We start from the raw sequence: 15,231 nt of genomic DNA on the forward strand, positions 1-15,231 counted from the left end.
CCTGGTCGGCGCCCTGGCCTGGCTGCCGCTGCCGGGCTCCTCGCTCACCAGCGGCGGCCCGATGGTCACCGTCGCCGTCGTCCAGGGCGACGTCCCCGAGGCGGGGCTGGAGTTCAACGCCCGGCGCCGGGCGGTCCTCGACAACCACGTGCAGCGCACCCTCGCGCTGGCCGCAGCGGTCGCCGCGGGGGACGAGGAGCAGCCCGACCTGGTGGTGTGGCCGGAGAACAGCTCCGACATCGACCCCTACGTCAACGCCGACGCCGCCCGGCAGATCAGCCGCGCGGCCGAGGCGGTCGACGCGCCGATCCTCGTGGGCGCCGTCCTCGACGGTCCGGGCCGGTTCATCAGCAACACCGCCATCGTGTGGGACCCCGGGACCGGCCCGGGCGACACCTACGTCAAGCGCCACCCCGTGCCCCTGGCGGAGTACGTGCCGGCGCGGGACTTCTTCCGCTTCTTCAGCGACAAGGTCGACCTCGTGCGCCGTGATTTCACCGCGGGCACCGAGGTCGGCGTGCTCGACATGGGCGGCGCCCGGGTGGGCGACGTCATCTGCTTCGAGGTGGTCTACGACTCCCTCGTCCGCGACACCGTGGAGGCCGGCGCCGGCATGCTCGTCGTCCAGACCAACAACGCCACCTTCGGCTTCACCGACGAGAGCGTGCAGCAGGTGGCCGCCGCGCAGGTGCGGGCGGTGGAGACCGGCCGGTCGGTCGCCCTCGCCTCCACCAGCGGCATCTCCGCGGTGATCGCGCCCGACGGGTCGCTGGCGCGGCAGTCGGAGCTGTTCACGTCGGCGGTGTTCGTCGAGCAGATCGCCCAGCGGGAGGCGACGACGCTCGCCACGCGGCTGGGCGCCGCCCCCGAGTGGGCGCTGACCGCCCTCGGTGCCGGCGCGGTGCTCGCCGTCGCCGCGCCGGGGCTGCGCCGCCGGGTGCGGGCGGGGTCCGCCCGGTGACACCGGGACAGCGCGTCCTCGTCGTCATCCCGACCTACGACGAGGTGGAGAACCTCGAGCCCGTCCTCGACCGGCTGCACGCCGCCGTCCCGGAGGCGCACGCGCTCGTCGTCGACGACGGCTCGCCCGACGGCACCGGCGACGTGGCCGAGAAGCTCGCCGTCCAGGACCCCCGGGTGCACGTGCTCCGGCGGACGGAGAAGTCCGGCCTGGGACCGGCCTACGTGGCCGGGTTCCGGTGGGGCCGCGAGCACGGCTACGACGTGCTGGTCGAGATGGACGCCGACGGCTCGCACCACCCCGAGCAGCTGCCGCGGCTGTTGGCCGACCTGGCCGGCGCCGACCTGGTGCTGGGCTCGCGCTGGGTGCCCGGCGGCCGTGTGGAGGACTGGCCACGGCGGCGGCTGCTGCTGTCCCGGCTGGGCAACCGCTACACCCGCTGGGCGCTGCGGCTGCCGCTGGCCGACGCCACCGGCGGCTTCCGGGCCGTCCGCAGCGACCTGGTCGACCGGCTGCCCTTCGACGAGGTGGCCAGCCAGGGGTACTGCTTCCAGGTCGACTGGGCGTGGCGCGCGTGGCGCTCGGGTGCCCGGGTGGTGGAGGTGCCGATCACCTTCACCGAGCGGGCCTTCGGCAGGAGCAAGATGACCGCCTCGATCGTTGGAGAGGCGTTGGTACGGGTCACGTGGTGGGGCCTGCAGGACCGGCTGGCCGACCGGCTGCCGGGCCGGGTCCGCCGCGCCGTACCGGGACGGGTCCGCGACGGCGGACGGTCCAGCGCGGTCCGGTAGGCGGACCCGGGCCGTCCGCACGAGCGGGCCGAGGAGAGTCGTGGGACACCGCGTTCGGGTGCTGGCGGGGCTGTGGGCCCTCGCCGAGGTCGCCGTCTTCGTACTGGTCGCGGCGTGGATCGGGGTGGGCTGGACGCTGCTCGCGGCGCTGGCCACCACCGTGCTGGGCTGGACGCTGCTGGCCCGTCAGGGCACCCGCGCCCTGGCCGACCTCCGGCAGCGGGGCCACCGGCCCGGGCGCGCCGCCACCGACGCCGGCCTGGTCGCCGTCGGCGGCGCGCTGATGGTGCTGCCGGGCTTCCTCGGCGACACCGTCGGGCTGCTGTGCCTGCTGCCGCCCACCCGGCCGCTGGTGCGGGCCGCCGTGACGCGCGGGCTGAGCGCCGGCCTGGCGGCCCGGCTCGGGACGGCCGGCCCGGTGCGGGTCCGCAGCACCCGCGTGCCCGGCTTCCCGCGGACGTCCGGGGCGACGTCGACGCGGGTGATCGAGGGCGAGGTCGCCGGCGAGGTGCTGGACGCGCAGCCCGGGAACGCCGGCCGGCCCTGACGGCGGGGAGCGACCCCGGCACCTGAACGGCCCAGGACGCGGAACGGCCCCGGTGGGATCCCACCGGGGCCGTCGCGTCGATCGGGAAGAGCTCAGCTGGCGCGGGTCCGCCGGCCGCGCAGCACCTCGAGGCGCTCGGCGAGGACCTCCTCGAGGTCCTCCACGGAGCGGCGCTCCAGGAGCATGTCCCAGTGGGTCCGCGGCGGCTTGACCTTCTTCGGGGTCGGCTCGCTGCCGCCGACCAGCTTGGCCGCGGCGCCGTCGAACTTGCACTCCCAGGTGTCGGGCACCTCGGCGTCGTCGGCGAAGGGCACGGTGAACTGGTGGCCCGCGGGACACTTGTACTCCGCGTACTGCCGCTCGATCGGCGCGGTGTTCCGCTCGGTCTCGTAGCTCACGCTGCCCAGTCGGCTGCCGCGCAGGGATCGCTCGCCCATGGCACACCGTCCTCTCGTGCTTGTGGAGTCGGTCAGGAGTCCTCGTCGCAGCTGGGAGCTACCCACTGCACAGGGGAGTCGAAAGGGACCAACGACGGATTTCGCGAAGAGATTCCGCCGAGTCGGTTCCCCATCATCGCATGGGGTGGTATTGGCGCGCTCACCGACCCCCGTCCGGGTGAGGGGGTGGGCTCAGGACAAGGCTCAGGACAAGGGCAGGACAGGGCTCAGGACAGGGCGAGCTGGCCCGGACCGGCCGCCGTCGGCCCCAGCTGGCCGAGCACGTGGTGGTGCCGGCACAGCACCTGGTAGTGCACGTCCGCACCGGTGTCGGGCCCCTCGCCCTCACCGGGGGCGGGGGTCGGTGCGGTGTCGGCGACGACGACCGTGGCGCCCGAGCGGACCATCGCGCCGTCGACGACGCGGGCGTTGAGCAGCCCGGGCGCGCCGCACCAGCACAGCACCTCGACCTGGATGCGCTGGACGTCGTCGGCGACCTCGAGCAGCCGCTGGGTGCCCGGGAACAGGCGGGTCCGGAAGTCGGTGGTCAGGCCGAAGGCGTAGACGTCGACGTGCGAGGCGTCGACGAGCTCGGCGAGCTGGTCGACCTGGGCCGGGGTGAGGAACTGCGCCTCGTCGACGACCAGGTAGTCCACCCGCCGTCCCTCCGCCCAGTGGCTGCGCACCAGCAGCAGCAGGTCGGTGCCGGTGTCGACCTCGACGGCGGTGCGGCTCAGGCCCACCCGCGAGCTGATCTGCGGCCCCGCCGACCGGTCGCCCTGGGTCAGCCGCAGGCCCGAGCGGCCCTGCCGGCTCTGGTTGTGGTCCACCTGCAGCGCCAGGGTCGACTTGCCGCAGTCCATGGGGCCGTGGAAGAAGCGCAGGTGGGCCGGGGCGAGGGCGGCCCGCCGTCCCCCGGCCGCGGGGATCGACGCCGGTGCCGGTGAGCGGTCCGGGGCGGTCACAGGCGCTCCGGCGGCGTGTTGCCCGCGGCCACGACGGCCCGGCGCATCGGGAGCCGGACCAGCAGCAGGAACCCGGCGACGAAGAAGACCACCAGGCTGATGATCGCGTACCGGTAGGAGCCGGTGAACTGGTAGGTCAGGCCGAAGACCAGCGGCCCGAGCCAGCTGGTCCCGCGGTCGCTGATCTCGTAGAAGCTGTAGTACTCCGCCTCCCGGCCGGCCGGGATCAGGTGGCTGAACAGCGAGCGCGACAGGGCCTGGGTGCCACCCTGCACCAGCCCGATCACCGCGGCCAGCGCGTAGAACTGCACGACCGCCCCCTCCTGCAGCGTGTAGGCGGCCACCAGCACCGCCGTCCAGGCCACCAGGCAGCCCAGGACGGTGCGCTTCGCCCCGTACCGGGCCGCCACCCGGCCCAAGCCCAGGGCACCGAAGACGGCGACCACCTGGACCATGAGGATCGCCCCGGTGAGCACCGACTGGGACAGTCCGAGCTCCTCGGTGGCGTAGGTGGCCGACAGCGAGATCACCGTCTGCACGCCGTCGTTGAACAGCAGGTAGGCGCCGAGGAACCACAGCGTCAGCGGGAACGCCCGCATCCCCCTCAGGGTCGCCGCCAGCTGGCGGAACCCGCTGGTCGCGGGGCCGTGCCCGGCTCCCGGCGGCCGGTCGCGCAGCAGCGTCACGGTGACGAGGGTGAACAGGCCCCACCACAGCCCCGCCGTCGCCAGGCAGATCCGCACCGCCTCGCCGCTGGTCAGGCCGAGGGCGTCGGCGCCGAGGAAGAGCCCGAGGTGGATGGCCAGCAGCAGGGCGCCGCCGACGTAGCCGAACGCCCAGCCGCGGCTGGAGACGGCGTCGCGGTCGTCGGGGCCGGCGAGGGCCGGCAGCCAGGAGTAGTAGACGACGGTCGCCGCGCCGAAGCTGACGTTGGCCACGACGAACAGCGCCGCGCCCAGCAGGTAGCGGCCGTCGGCGACGAAGAACAGGCAGGTCGCGGCCAGGGCGCCCAGCGCGGCCAGCCCGCCGAGCAGGTGCCGCTTGCGGCCGGTGCGGTCGGCGACGGCGCCGGTGAGCGGCAGGACGACGACCTGCAGGACCACCGACACCGACAGGACGTAGGAGAACCAGCTGCCCGGCGGGATCGACAGCCCGAGGAAGGGCAGCCGGCCGTCGGGCCCGACGGCCTCCTCGGCCACGGACGTCAGGTACGGGCCGAGGAAGACCGTGGTGACGCTGGTGTTGAACACCGACATCGCCCAGTCGTAGGAGTACCAGCCGAAGCGCTCGCGGCGCAGGGCGGGGTCGACGGGGCCGGCGGCGGCGTCGACGTCGGGGGCGCTCACCGGCGCAGGGTGCCAGCCGGGACCGGTGCGGTCCAGCACCGTGCGGTCACGGGATGTCCTCGGGGACCACCCCGCCGGGGAAGGCCGCCGCCCCCGTCGTGGGCCGGGTCGGGTCGGGGTGCAGCGGGCGGCTGGCCGCGCGCAGCGGCACGAGACCGCGGGTGATCGCCGCGGCGATCCGCATCCGCGCCCGGTTGGCGTCGCCCACCCGGCCCACCTGCAGGTCCTCCATGAACACCGGCGGGCCGACGTGCACCCGCAGCACCGGGCGCCGGACCAGGGAGCGCGCCAGGGTGCGCAGCTTGCCCCAGTCGTTGCCGTACTGCAGCACCTCCTGGGCGCCCCACTGGCTGACCGGGATCACCGGGACGCGGACGCCGAGGGCCAGCCGCGCCATGCCGGTGCGGCCGCGCTCGGGCCAGCCGTCGGGGTCCAGGCCGACCCGCCCCTCGGGATAGGCGACGACGTGGCCGCCGTGCACGAGCGCCACCTCGGTGACGCGCACCGCGTGCCGGGCCAGCTGGGTGCCGCGGTCGACCCGGATGGCGCCGGCGCGCTCGAGCAGCGGGCCGGCGACCGGCGCCGTGATGATCCCGCCGGTGGCCATGATCCGCGGGACGACGCCGAGCCGGTGCAGGGCGACGGCGACCACGACGGGGTCGAAGTCGCCGACGTGATTGGCGGCCAGCAGCAGCGGGCCGCGGCGCAGCTGCTCGGGGAGCGAGCCGGTGACCTCCACGCGGCCGAAGAGATCGACCAGCCAGGAGAACCGGCGCAGCAGCACCAGCCAGACCCACCAGGGCGGCGCCGCGGCGATGGCCAGCTCGCGGGCGAACCACTCCGGGTCGTCGTCGCGCAGGATCGGCTCGAGGTGGTCGGGCAGCGGCGGCGGCGCCGGCCGCCAGGTGCGCACCCGCTCGGCCCAGCCGCTCACCGCGGCTTCCACTGGCCGCGGTCCTCGAGCAGACCCTTCAGCAGCGCCGGGCGGTCGGTCATGATCCCGTCCACGCCGAGGTCGAGCATCGCCGTGGCCTCCTCGACGGTGTCCACCGTCCACACGTGCACCTGCAGGCCACGGGCGTGCGCCGCGGCGATGAACCGCTCGTCGACCAGCGCCCGGCCGCCCAGCTGCAGCGGCACCTGCGCACACCCGGCCGGCAGGCGGACCAGGCCCGCGGCGCGGGGGGAGTAGGAGGACAGCCGCAGCGCCGCCACGCCGCGGGGCCCCAGCGAGGTGCACACCGTGGGCCCGAAGACCCGCCGGGCCGCCGCGATGCGGGCGTCGGAGAACGAGCCCAGGCAGATGCGGTCGGCGGCCCCCGTCCGCCGGACCGTGTGCGCCAGCGGGGCCAGGACGCCGGCGGCCTTGATGTCGAGGTTGAACCGGACGTCGGGCCAGGCGCCGAACAGCTCCTCGAGCCGCAGGATCGGCTCGCGGCCCCCGACTCGCGCCGCGGCCACCTCCGCCCACGGCAGGTGCTCGATCCGGCCGGTCCGGTCGGTCACGCGGTCGAGGGTCGGGTCGTGGAAGACGACCGGGACGCCGTCGGCGGTCACCCGGACGTCGGTCTCCAGGTACCGGTAGCCCAGGGCCACGCAGGCCTCGAAGGCCGGCATGGTGTTCTCCAGGTGCTCGATCGCACCGCCGCGGTGGGCCATCGCCAAGGGTGTCTCTCCCTCGAGGAAGGCGAACCGCGCGGGAGGCACGGGCGACACGCTAGCGCTGGGTGCCGACACGCCGACGACGACCGCCGGGGCGCCGTGTCGGGCGTGTTCGCCGGGACTGTCGGTGGTGGCGTCTAACGTCCCCGCCGTGGCACAGCAGCACGCCCGCACGGCGGTCGGGAAGGTGGTCGGTACGACGACGACGGAGCAGGACACGGCGGTGCACGAGGCAGGCACCGGCCGGCAGGGGAGCGGTGCCGAACGCCGGTGCGGGTGGTGCCGCAGGATCCTGCCGCGGGCCGGGTCGGTCGGCCGCCCGCGCGTGTACTGCGGCCAGGCCTGCCGGCAGCGCGCCTACGAGCAGCGCAATGCCACGGCCAAGGCCGGTCTGCCCGGCGACGTCGTCCTGGTCACCCGCGCCGAGCTCGACGGCCTGCAGGACCGGCTCTTCCAGCTGCGCTGCGCCATCGAGGACGTGCAGACGCTGCTGTCCGAGAAGCACACCAAGGCCGAACTCGAGCGCTCGCTGGCCGACCTGGTGCACTCCACCGGCCGGCTGGACCGGCTCTGGGTCACCGAGCGCACCGGGCGCGCCAGCTGATCCCTCGTCCCCGGTCGGCCGTCAGCCCCGGCTCAGTCCGGGTCCTGCGTGTCGTCGTCCTGGTCCTCGGGCGCACCGGGGTCCGGGTTGCTGTTGTCGGGCAGGTTGTCCGACGACTCCTCCGACGGGTCCTCGCCGCTGGTGTTCTCGCTCTCGTCATTCGTCCCGTCGTTGCGGTCCAGGCCCGCCGGGTCGCCGCAGGCGGTGAGCGTCGCGCCGCCCCCGAGCAGAGCCAGCGCGGTCATCAGGGCAGCGAGCGGACGTCGGAGTTGCATGCCCTCGACCCTACGGAGCGCCCGGGCCAGCCGCCCGTCGAAGCAGCGACATCACCAGCAATACGTCACTGTGATGTTATAGGGGTGATGTGGGGCGGGGGCGGAGAGGGGTGTGCCGTCGCCGGACGGGCGGACGGAGGTGGGCTGGATCGGCGGCGTCCAGGACCTGAGGTGTCGAGGTGCAGGCGAGACGGCAGCGGGCGCGCCGGCGGGCCGACGGACCCGTCGACGGTGCGGGCGGACCGGGAGGCGGCCGGTGGGTGGACGCCGGTGGGGCGAGTTCCGCCGATGCCGGCCTGCGGCAGGCGCCGCGATCTGCAGCCGGTGCACGCCGACGGGCGGCGGGCGACACCGGCGTCCGGCCGCCGGCACGACGACCTCGTCGCGGCGCACGAGCCAGCGTCGACCGGGACGGTCGACGCCGACGGGGCCGGGTGTCCTGGCCGGTCGTCAGGCCCGCACGGACATCGCCGATAATGCACATTATGTCAGGTGATGTTGAACGGCCCGACCGGGTGACCGGCTGACGACCCCTTCCCCGTGACGTCTCCTGCAGGTGCACCTGAGGGTCCAACGCCGCGGCGGCGACGTCGGTGGTCGTCAACCCGGCCATCAGCGCGCGGTCGCGGCCCTCGATCGCACCGAGGATGGCGTTGCCGATCCCCGGCATCCCGCACAGTCCCTCGACGACGATGAGCCCGACGTCGGCCGCCACGAAGGTCACCACGGGTGTCAGCGCGGGACGCAGGGCGTGGACGCCGACCACCCGCCGTGCGGGCGATCCGCGACCGCGCGCCGCCTGGACGAACGGCGATCGCAGGGTGTCCCCCACCTCCGCCCGGGTGATCAGCGCGACGTAGCCCCGGTGGACAGCGCCGCGAGCGCGACGACCGGGAGCACGTAGGCCTCCGGCCCACCGGCCGCCCCGGAGAACGGCGCCCAGCCGAGGCCCGTGACGAAGACGGTCCGCAGCAGGTACGCGGCGACGACGACCGGTGTGCCCACCAGCAGCACCGCCACCAGGTGGACGCCCACCCCGGTACGCCGGCCGGCGCCTGCGGTCAGCACACCGGCGACCACGCCGACGACCAGCTGCACGAGGACGGCGCCGAGGACCAGCGCGACACTGACGGGTCGCGGCCACCACGTCGGGGACGGCCGGCCCGGCCTCCGCGTTCCCCTACGGGTCGATCGGCAGTCCCCTGCCCCAGTCCCCCGTCAGCAGGTCGCCCAGGTAGAGGCCGTACTGGACCGGTAGCGGCTCGTCGAAGTGGTGGTCACTGCGGATCCGCACGTAGAACTCCTGAGGCGGCGGCTGGAAGCCGAACAGGGCGCGCACCGGGTCACCGGGGAGTTGCGTCACGGCGACGAACACGAGGGTGACGGCCGCCCACAGGCTGGCCCCGCACGCGCTGGTCGGCCCGAGCGTCGTCCTGGTCGTGGCGGTGACCGCCTTCGTGCTCCTCGGCGAGGGGCTGTGAGCCCGCCCGGCGCACCGCTGAGTCCGGCCGCCGCGCACGGTCACTGTTGAGCAGACCCGAACCCGAGGAGGTCCCGTGCCGAGCGCTGTGCAGCCGATGCTGGTCACCCGCGACGTCGAGCGCCTGGTGCGCTTCTACACCGGCGTCGTGGGCGCCGTCCCCACCGACCGCGTGCCCGACGACGGCCCGGTGTTCTACCAGGGCCTGCGGATCGGCGACTCCGACCTCGGCCTCGTCGCCGCCGCCGACGTGGAGGTCGGCTCCCCCGGTCGTGTCCTGCTCAGCATCGAGGTGGACGACGTCGACGCCGCCCTCCCCCGCGTCGTCGAGTTCGGTGGGGCCGCACCGGGCGCCCCGAACGACATGCCCTGGGGTCAGCGCGTCGCCCACGTCCAGGACCCGGACGGCAACGCCGTCAACCTGACGACGACCTCGGCGGGTTGATCCCCAGGCGTCGTGGGTTTTCTTGTTCTTGTTCAATGTTGTATTAGGTACGTTGGGGATAACGGATGGGAGAGTCGTCATGGCGACGCTCGACCTCGGTCCTGCGGTCTCGTCGTCCCGGGACGCCCGTCCGTCGGGAGATGCTGCCGCGTGCCGAGGTGACCAGGACGAACCGGACCGGTGCGTGTCGCGCCGGTCGGGTTCGTCCGCACCGGAGGGCCACTGCCGGCGCATCCGGCCGGCCGCCGTCAGCGCTCCCCCACCACCGGTCCCGCCGAGAGCACGAGGAAGGGCGGTCCCGGCGCCGGTACTCGAGCGCAATGATCGTTCCCAACATCGGCCAGGGGGCGGCACCAAGGTCACCCGCCGGCCGTTTCACGGGTCCGGGCCCGCGACGACAGCCGCACCGCCTGTTCAGAAATCCCGCCCGTCGGCCCGCACGAGGCAGCTGGCGTAGCCGTGAAGCAGGGTCGGGGAGCCACCATGGGCCACCCGGGTCACCGTGAGGGTCTCCCCGGGGGCCGCCAGCTGTTCGGCCTGCATCGCCCAGCCTGTCGTGCCCTGATCCCCCAGGACGCCGTCGTCCGGGGTCGTGCGCTGCTGCAATGAGGCCGTGGACGACGGCGTCCCGTCTGCGTTCACCGGCACGAGCGGACTTCCACGGGATCGTCGACGGCATCTCCAGGCCGGCGCGTCCTCTCCCCGCCGCGTAGGTGGTTGTTGTTCGTTTGGCTGGTTACGGCGATTTACGCAGTTAGGAATAACGGTGAGGTGGATCCGACGTCGGATTCCGCTGTCGCTGTTCGGACCCTGCTCGAATGGGTCTCGTGCGTTGTGGATAACGGTTCCTCGTGGGGCTGCGCGCCGGCGCCGTGCGCCCCGCCGTCCGCTGCGCCCGGGCTCACAGACACCTCTGGGAGGCTGGCGCAGGACCGCTCCCACCTGCGAAGGAGGCCCGTGGACGTCCTCGGCCCGTTCTGGACCCGGATCTCGGCCGAGGTGCCGCTGCCCCTCGAGGTGCTGGTCGGCGCTGCCGTCGCGGCGCTGGTCGTCGTCGCCAGCCCGGCCCTGTGGCGGCCGGCGCGCACGGTGGTAACCATCGCCCATGAGGGCGCGCACGGCCTCGTGGCGCTGGGCACCGGTCGCCGGCTGGCCGGCATCCGGCTGCACTCGGACACCTCGGGGCTGACGGTGTCGGCCGGGCGGCCCACCGGGCCCGGCATGGTGCTCACGCTCCTCGCCGGCTACGTCGGCCCCGGCCTGTTCGGCCTGGGCGCGGCGGCGCTGCTGGCCACCGGGCACGCGGTCGGGGTGCTCTGGGCGGTCCTCGGACTGCTCGCGCTGCTGCTGCTGCAGATCCGCAACTTCTACGGCCTGTGGGCGGTCCTGGTCACCGCGGCGGTGGTCCTCGGCGTCACCGAGTGGCTGCCGCCGACGGGGCAGGCGGCCTTCGCCGCCGGCGTCACCTGGTTCCTGCTGCTGGCCGCCCCGCGCACGGTCCTCGAGCTGCAGGGCGCCCGCCGCCGGCGGGCCGCCCCGGGGTCCGACGCCGACCAGCTGGCCCGCCTCACCCGCGTCCCGGCGGTGGTGTGGGTGGGCTTGTTCCTGCTGGTCGACCTCGCCGCGCTGGCCCTCGCCGCCTCGTGGCTGCTGGTCGTCTGACCCCGGCCCCCACGAGGGCGGCCCCCTTGCAGGGTCCCGCCGCGAGCTCGCGAGCGGTGGGGGGGCAAGGGGGCCTTCGTCAGTCCCGGCGGCCGCTGCCGCGACGCCGGGGCGCGGCACCCGGCGGCTGGGTGACCGGGGCGACCTCCGGTGCCCGGGGGATGTCGAGGACGACCTCCTTCTCACCGACGGTCACCCGGCGCCCGTGGTGGTGGACGTCGAGCGACTCGCCGTCGAGCACCCGGTAGGTGGCCCGCTCCGTCTCGATCATCACCTCGAGGCAGCGGCCCTGGTAGCCCAGCCGGAAGCGCAGCCGGCTGATCCGCGAGGGCAGCCGCGGGGCGAACAGCAGCCGGCCGTCGTGGTCGCGCATGCCGCCGAACCCGGCGACGGCCACCATCCACCCGCCGGCCAGCGAGGCGATGTGCAGCCCGTGCCCGGAGTTGCCGTGCAGGTTCTGCAGGTCGGTGAGCGCGGCCTCGCCCCAGTAGTCGTAGGCGAGTTCCAGGTGCCCGGTCTCGGCGGCCACCACCGCCTGCTGCGCCGCCGACAGCGAGCTGTCGCGCACGGTGCGCGCCTCGTAGTACGCGAAGTCGGCGACCTTCTCCTCGTGGGTGAAGGCGTCCCCCCGCAGGTGCAGCGCCATCACCAGGTCGGCCTGCTTGACCACCTGCTTGCGGTAGATCTCGAAGTAGGGGTAGTTCAGCAGCAGCGGGTAGTGGTCGGCCGGCGTCGCGGCGAAGTCCCACTCCTCGTGGTGGGTGAACGCCTCCGACTGCATGTGCACGCCCAGCCGCGGGTCCCACGGCACCCGCATGAGCCGGGCGGCCCGCTGCCACAGTGCGACCTCGTCCTCGGTCACCTCGAGCCGGCCCGCGACGTCGGGCTGGCGCTCGACCGCCGCGGCCGCCTCGCGCAGGTTCCGCTGGGCCATGAGGTTGGTGTAGACGTTGTTGTCCACCACCGCGGTGTACTCGTCGGGGCCGGTCACGCCGTCGATGCGGAAGCCGTCCTCGGCGTCGAAGTGGCCCATCGAGGCCCACAGCCGGGCGGTCTCGATGAGCAGCTCGGCGCCGAAGTCGCGGTCGAACTCCTCGTCGAGCGTCGCGTGCCGGTACCGGGCGACGGCGTCGGCGATGTCGGCGTTGATGTGGAAGGCCGCCGTCCCCGCCGGCCAGTACCCCGACGTCTCCTCCCCGCGGATGGTCCGCCACGGGAAGGCCGCACCCTGGCGACCGAGCTCCCGGGCCCGCGAGCGGGCCATGTCCAGGGTCGAGTGCCGCCAGCGCAGGGCGTCGCGGACGGCGTCGGGGGCGATGTAGGTGAGGACGGGGAGCACGTAGGTCTCGGTGTCCCAGAAGGTGTGGCCGTCGTACCCCGGGCCGGTCAGCCCCTTGGCCGGGATCGGCTGCCGCTCGGCGCGCAGCCCGGCCTGCAGCACGTGGAAGACGCCGACCCGCACCGCCTGCTGCAGCTCGTCGTCGCCCTCGATCTCGACGTCGGCCTGCGCCCAGTGCTCGTCGAGCACCTCCCTCTGCTCGCGCGCCAGCCGCTCGAAGCCGGCCAGCTTCGCCGTCGCCAGCGCTCCCTCGACCTGGTCGCGCAGCGCCGCCGCCGAGCGGCGGGAGCTCCAGCCGTAGGACAGGTACTTGACCAGCTTCAGGGCCGAGCCCTGCGGCAGCCGGGCGGCGAGGGTGAAGCGGGCGAGGTCCTCGCCGGCCTCCATGTCCTGACTGGCGGTGTCGGGCACGTCGACGACGTGGTCCATGCCGGCGGCCAGACGCAGCTTGCTGCGCCGGGTGCGGTGCACCAGGACCGCCCGCTGGCCGCGGCCGACGGCGAGCTCGTTGACCAGCGGACGGCGCAGCGCGGCGGCGGCCCGGGGGTCGTCGCCCTCGCTGCCGCTGTCGACCGGCTCGTTGGCCAGCAGGTCCGACTGCAGGGCGATGTAGAGGTCGCCGCGGTCGTCGGTGCACTCGACGGAGTACTCGATGGCGGCGATCGAGCGGCGGCGCAGCGACACCAGCCGGGTGCTGGTCACCTTGACCGTGCGGCCGTTGGGCGAACGCCACTCGGTGACCCGCCGCAGCACGCCGCGGCGCAGGTCGAGGGTGCGCCGGTGGTCGACGATCTCGCCGTAGTCGAGGTCGAGCGGGGTGTCGCCGACCAGCAGCCGGATCAGCTTGCCGTCGGTGACGTTGACGACGGTCTGTCCCTGCTCGGGGAACCCGTAGCCGGCCTCGGCGTAGGGCAGCGGCCGCTCCTCGAAGAACCCGTTGAGGTAGGTGCCGGGGACGACGATCGGCTCGCCCTCCTCGAACGAGCCGCGCATGCCGACGTGCCCGTTGGCGAGGGTGAACACCGACTCGTGCACGCCGAGGGAGGCGTGGTCCATGCCGATCTCGGTCAGCGACCACGGCTCGACCGGGAAGCTGGGGCGCCCCTCGGTCACCGGACCCGCTCCCCCGTGCCGGCGCCGTCGAGCAGCTGGTCGAGGTCGGTCACCACGACGTCGGCGCCGTTGTCCCGCAGCGCGTCGGCCTGCCCCACCCGGTCGACGCCGACGACGTGGCCGAAGCCCCCGGCCCGCCCGGCGGCGACCCCGGCCAGGGCGTCCTCGAACACCGCGGCCTGCGCCGGCTCGACGCCGAGCGCGCGGGCCCCGGCGAGGAAGGTGTCGGGGGCGGGCTTGCCGCGCAGGCCCTCCCGGGCCGTGACGACGCCGTCGACCCGGGCGTCGATGAGGTCGGCGAAGCCCCCGGCGGTGATCACCTGCTCGCCGTTGGCCGAGGCGGTGACGACCGCGGTGGCCAGCCCGGCCGCCTTGACCGCCCGCAGGTAGGCCATGGAGCCGGGATAGACCTCGACCCCGTTCTCCTCCAGCTCGGTGAGCAGCAGCTCGTTCTTGCGGCGGCCGATCCCGTGCACGGTGGCGGCCTGCGGCGGGTCCTCCGGGGACCCCTCGGGCAGGGTGATGCCCCGGCTGGCGAGGAAGTCGCGGACGCCGTCGGCCCGCGGCTTGCCGTCGACGTAGCGGTTGTAGTCGAGCTGGGTGAACTCCGGGGCCTGCGGGTCGGTGGCGCGCAGGAACTCGTCGAAGGTCCGTTTCCAGGCAGCCATGTGCACCGTGGCGGTGCGGGTGAGGACGCCGTCCATGTCGAAGAGGCACGCGCGGATGCCGTCCGGGAGTCCGAGCACGCTGCGACGCTACCGGCGGGAGCCCGCCGCCAGCCTGTCGAGGCCACCGGGATCCACCCTCCCGGGACCCGTCGGCCCCGCTGCAGCGCCCCGCCGCCGGCCCCGTCCAGGAGCCCGCACCGAGCTCGCGAAGGGTGGGGAGGACGGGGTCCTCTTCCGGAGGGGGCAGCGGGGTGCTCCTGGCTAGGGTCGGCGCGGGGCGGCAGCGAACCGCCCCACCGATCCGAGGAGAGGACCACCCATGGCCGACCGGCCCGTCCCGCCCGACCCCTACGGCTTCCTGCCCGAGGTCCCGTCCTTCACGGTCACCAGCACCGACGTCACCGACGGGCAGACCCTGGCCGTGCCGCACGTCAGCGGCGTCATGGGCGCCGGCGGGGAGGACCGCTCGCCGCAGCTGTCGTGGTCGGGTTTCCCCGAGGGCACGCGGGGGTTCGCCGTCACCGTCTACGACCCCGACGCGCCCACCGTCAGCGGGTTCTGGCACTGGGTGGTCACCGGCATCCCCGCCTCGGTCACCGAGCTGCCCGCCGGTGCCGGCGACCGCGAGGGCCCGGGCCTGCCCGCCGGCGCCCGGCAGCTGCGCAACGACGCCGGCTTCCCCGGCTACGTCGGTGCCGCTCCCCCGGCCGGGCACGGCCCGCACCGGTACTTCGTCGTCGTGCACGCCCTCGACACCGAGGACATGGGCGTGCCCGCCGACGCCTCGCCGGCGTTCCACGGGTTCAACCTCTTCGGCCACACCCTGGCCCGGGCGGTGCTGGTGCCCACCTACACCCAGGACTGACCCCGGGACGCAACGCGGACGGAACCAGGACGTTTCCCGCCGGATCGCGTGCACGGGGCCGGTCCGGGGTA

General features: G+C 74.5%; 19 protein-coding genes. 7 read left to right on the plus strand and 12 right to left on the minus strand.

The window, feature by feature from the left end:
• The 3 genes from lnt to ABQ292_RS17855 all read left to right on the plus strand — a co-directional run.
• Positions 1-961 (plus strand): apolipoprotein N-acyltransferase (gene lnt / locus ABQ292_RS17845; RefSeq protein ID WP_369208847.1); only part of this gene is annotated, 961 nt, incomplete at its 5' end.
• Entirely contained in the window at positions 958-1,752 is a 795-nt protein-coding gene (locus ABQ292_RS17850; RefSeq protein WP_369208849.1) for a polyprenol monophosphomannose synthase, read from the plus strand. The genes lnt and ABQ292_RS17850, both read left to right, overlap by 4 nt.
• A gap of 40 nt (positions 1,753-1,792) precedes the next feature.
• Positions 1,793-2,299 carry an FxsA family protein gene (locus ABQ292_RS17855; protein ID WP_369208851.1) on the plus strand — a complete coding sequence of 169 codons (507 nt, stop codon included), beginning with the start codon at positions 1,793-1,795 and terminating at the stop codon, positions 2,297-2,299.
• A 92-nt stretch (positions 2,300-2,391) separates the two neighbouring features.
• On the opposite strand, the gene ABQ292_RS17860 is transcribed toward ABQ292_RS17855, so the two are convergent.
• The 5 genes from ABQ292_RS17860 to ABQ292_RS17880 form a co-directional block, all read right to left on the minus strand.
• Positions 2,392-2,736 carry an RNA polymerase-binding protein RbpA gene (locus ABQ292_RS17860; protein WP_204690124.1) on the minus strand — a complete coding sequence of 115 codons (345 nt, stop codon included), beginning with the start codon at positions 2,734-2,736 and terminating at the stop codon, positions 2,392-2,394.
• Between the two features lie 227 nt (positions 2,737-2,963).
• A complete protein-coding gene (locus ABQ292_RS17865; RefSeq protein ID WP_369208853.1) occupies positions 2,964-3,701 on the minus strand; it encodes a thymidine kinase in 738 nt (245 codons plus the stop codon).
• Complete coding sequence (locus ABQ292_RS17870) at positions 3,698-5,047, minus strand: MFS transporter (protein WP_369208855.1); 1,350 nt, start codon at positions 5,045-5,047, stop codon at positions 3,698-3,700. The genes ABQ292_RS17865 and ABQ292_RS17870 overlap by 4 nt, the downstream gene beginning before the upstream one ends.
• A 46-nt stretch (positions 5,048-5,093) precedes the next feature.
• On the minus strand, positions 5,094-5,981 hold the full coding sequence (locus tag ABQ292_RS17875) for a lysophospholipid acyltransferase family protein (protein ID WP_369208857.1): 888 nt from the start codon (positions 5,979-5,981) through the stop codon (positions 5,094-5,096).
• Entirely contained in the window at positions 5,978-6,754 is a 777-nt protein-coding gene (locus ABQ292_RS17880) for a glycerophosphodiester phosphodiesterase family protein (RefSeq protein WP_369208859.1), read from the minus strand. The genes ABQ292_RS17875 and ABQ292_RS17880 overlap by 4 nt, the downstream gene beginning before the upstream one ends.
• Before the next feature lie 106 nt (positions 6,755-6,860).
• On the opposite strand from ABQ292_RS17880, the gene ABQ292_RS17885 reads away from it, so the two are divergent.
• Complete coding sequence (locus ABQ292_RS17885; RefSeq protein WP_369208861.1) at positions 6,861-7,313, plus strand: hypothetical protein; 453 nt, start codon at positions 6,861-6,863, stop codon at positions 7,311-7,313.
• Positions 7,314-7,345: 32 nt separating this feature from the next.
• Here ABQ292_RS17885 and ABQ292_RS17890 read toward each other — a convergent pair whose 3' ends face one another.
• From ABQ292_RS17890 to ABQ292_RS17905, 4 genes are all read right to left on the minus strand, one after another.
• Positions 7,346-7,588, minus strand: coding sequence for a hypothetical protein (locus ABQ292_RS17890; protein ID WP_369208863.1), 243 nt, complete (start codon positions 7,586-7,588; stop codon positions 7,346-7,348).
• Positions 7,589-7,664: 76 nt separating this feature from the next.
• Positions 7,665-8,420 (minus strand): ABC transporter permease family protein, encoded by a 756-nt coding sequence (locus ABQ292_RS17895; protein WP_369208865.1) that lies wholly within the window; start codon positions 8,418-8,420, stop codon positions 7,665-7,667.
• Between the two features lie 14 nt (positions 8,421-8,434).
• Positions 8,435-8,686, minus strand: a complete 252-nt coding sequence (locus tag ABQ292_RS17900) for a hypothetical protein (RefSeq protein WP_369208867.1) — start codon at positions 8,684-8,686, stop codon at positions 8,435-8,437.
• 82 nt (positions 8,687-8,768) lie between these two features.
• The gene (locus ABQ292_RS17905; RefSeq protein ID WP_369208869.1) at positions 8,769-8,963 is read right to left on the minus strand and encodes a hypothetical protein; all 195 of its coding nucleotides are present in this window, start codon (positions 8,961-8,963) and stop codon (positions 8,769-8,771) included.
• 181 nt (positions 8,964-9,144) lie between these two features.
• Between ABQ292_RS17905 and ABQ292_RS17910 the strand changes: the two genes are divergently transcribed.
• Positions 9,145-9,513, plus strand: a complete 369-nt coding sequence (locus tag ABQ292_RS17910) for a VOC family protein (protein ID WP_369208871.1) — start codon at positions 9,145-9,147, stop codon at positions 9,511-9,513.
• Positions 9,514-9,927: 414 nt separating this feature from the next.
• Here the strand turns inward: ABQ292_RS17910 and ABQ292_RS17915 are convergent, their stop codons facing one another.
• On the minus strand, positions 9,928-10,155 hold the full coding sequence (locus ABQ292_RS17915) for a hypothetical protein (RefSeq protein ID WP_369208873.1): 228 nt from the start codon (positions 10,153-10,155) through the stop codon (positions 9,928-9,930).
• Between the two features lie 315 nt (positions 10,156-10,470).
• Between ABQ292_RS17915 and ABQ292_RS17920 the strand changes: the two genes are divergently transcribed.
• Complete coding sequence (locus tag ABQ292_RS17920) at positions 10,471-11,175, plus strand: M50 family metallopeptidase (protein WP_369208875.1); 705 nt, start codon at positions 10,471-10,473, stop codon at positions 11,173-11,175.
• Positions 11,176-11,254: 79 nt separating this feature from the next.
• Here ABQ292_RS17920 and ABQ292_RS17925 read toward each other — a convergent pair whose 3' ends face one another.
• Together ABQ292_RS17925 and ABQ292_RS17930 are read right to left on the minus strand one after the other, a co-directional pair.
• The gene (locus tag ABQ292_RS17925; protein WP_369208877.1) at positions 11,255-13,627 is read right to left on the minus strand and encodes a glycoside hydrolase family 65 protein; all 2,373 of its coding nucleotides are present in this window, start codon (positions 13,625-13,627) and stop codon (positions 11,255-11,257) included.
• The gene (locus tag ABQ292_RS17930; protein ID WP_369208879.1) at positions 13,624-14,373 is read right to left on the minus strand and encodes a beta-phosphoglucomutase family hydrolase; all 750 of its coding nucleotides are present in this window, start codon (positions 14,371-14,373) and stop codon (positions 13,624-13,626) included. The genes ABQ292_RS17925 and ABQ292_RS17930 overlap by 4 nt, the downstream gene beginning before the upstream one ends.
• A gap of 241 nt (positions 14,374-14,614) precedes the next feature.
• Between ABQ292_RS17930 and ABQ292_RS17935 the strand changes: the two genes are divergently transcribed.
• Positions 14,615-15,160 (plus strand): YbhB/YbcL family Raf kinase inhibitor-like protein, encoded by a 546-nt coding sequence (locus ABQ292_RS17935; RefSeq protein WP_369208881.1) that lies wholly within the window; start codon positions 14,615-14,617, stop codon positions 15,158-15,160.
• Positions 15,161-15,231 lie beyond the last annotated feature (71 nt).

Origin of the sequence: Geodermatophilus maliterrae (genome assembly GCF_041018925.1) — a bacterium.
Lineage (GTDB): Bacteria > Actinomycetota > Actinomycetes > Mycobacteriales > Geodermatophilaceae > Geodermatophilus > Geodermatophilus maliterrae.

What these genes read in the sequence shown, in the direction of transcription:
- ABQ292_RS17860 (WP_204690124.1), bottom strand. Translation starts at nt 2,736, where the DNA reads ATGGGCGAGCGATCCCTGCGCGGCAGCCGACTGGGCAGCGTGAGCTAC.
- ABQ292_RS17890 (WP_369208863.1), bottom strand. Translation starts at nt 7,588, where the DNA reads ATGCAACTCCGACGTCCGCTCGCTGCCCTGATGACCGCGCTGGCTCTG.
- ABQ292_RS17935 (WP_369208881.1), top strand. Translation starts at nt 14,615, where the DNA reads ATGGCCGACCGGCCCGTCCCGCCCGACCCCTACGGCTTCCTGCCCGAG.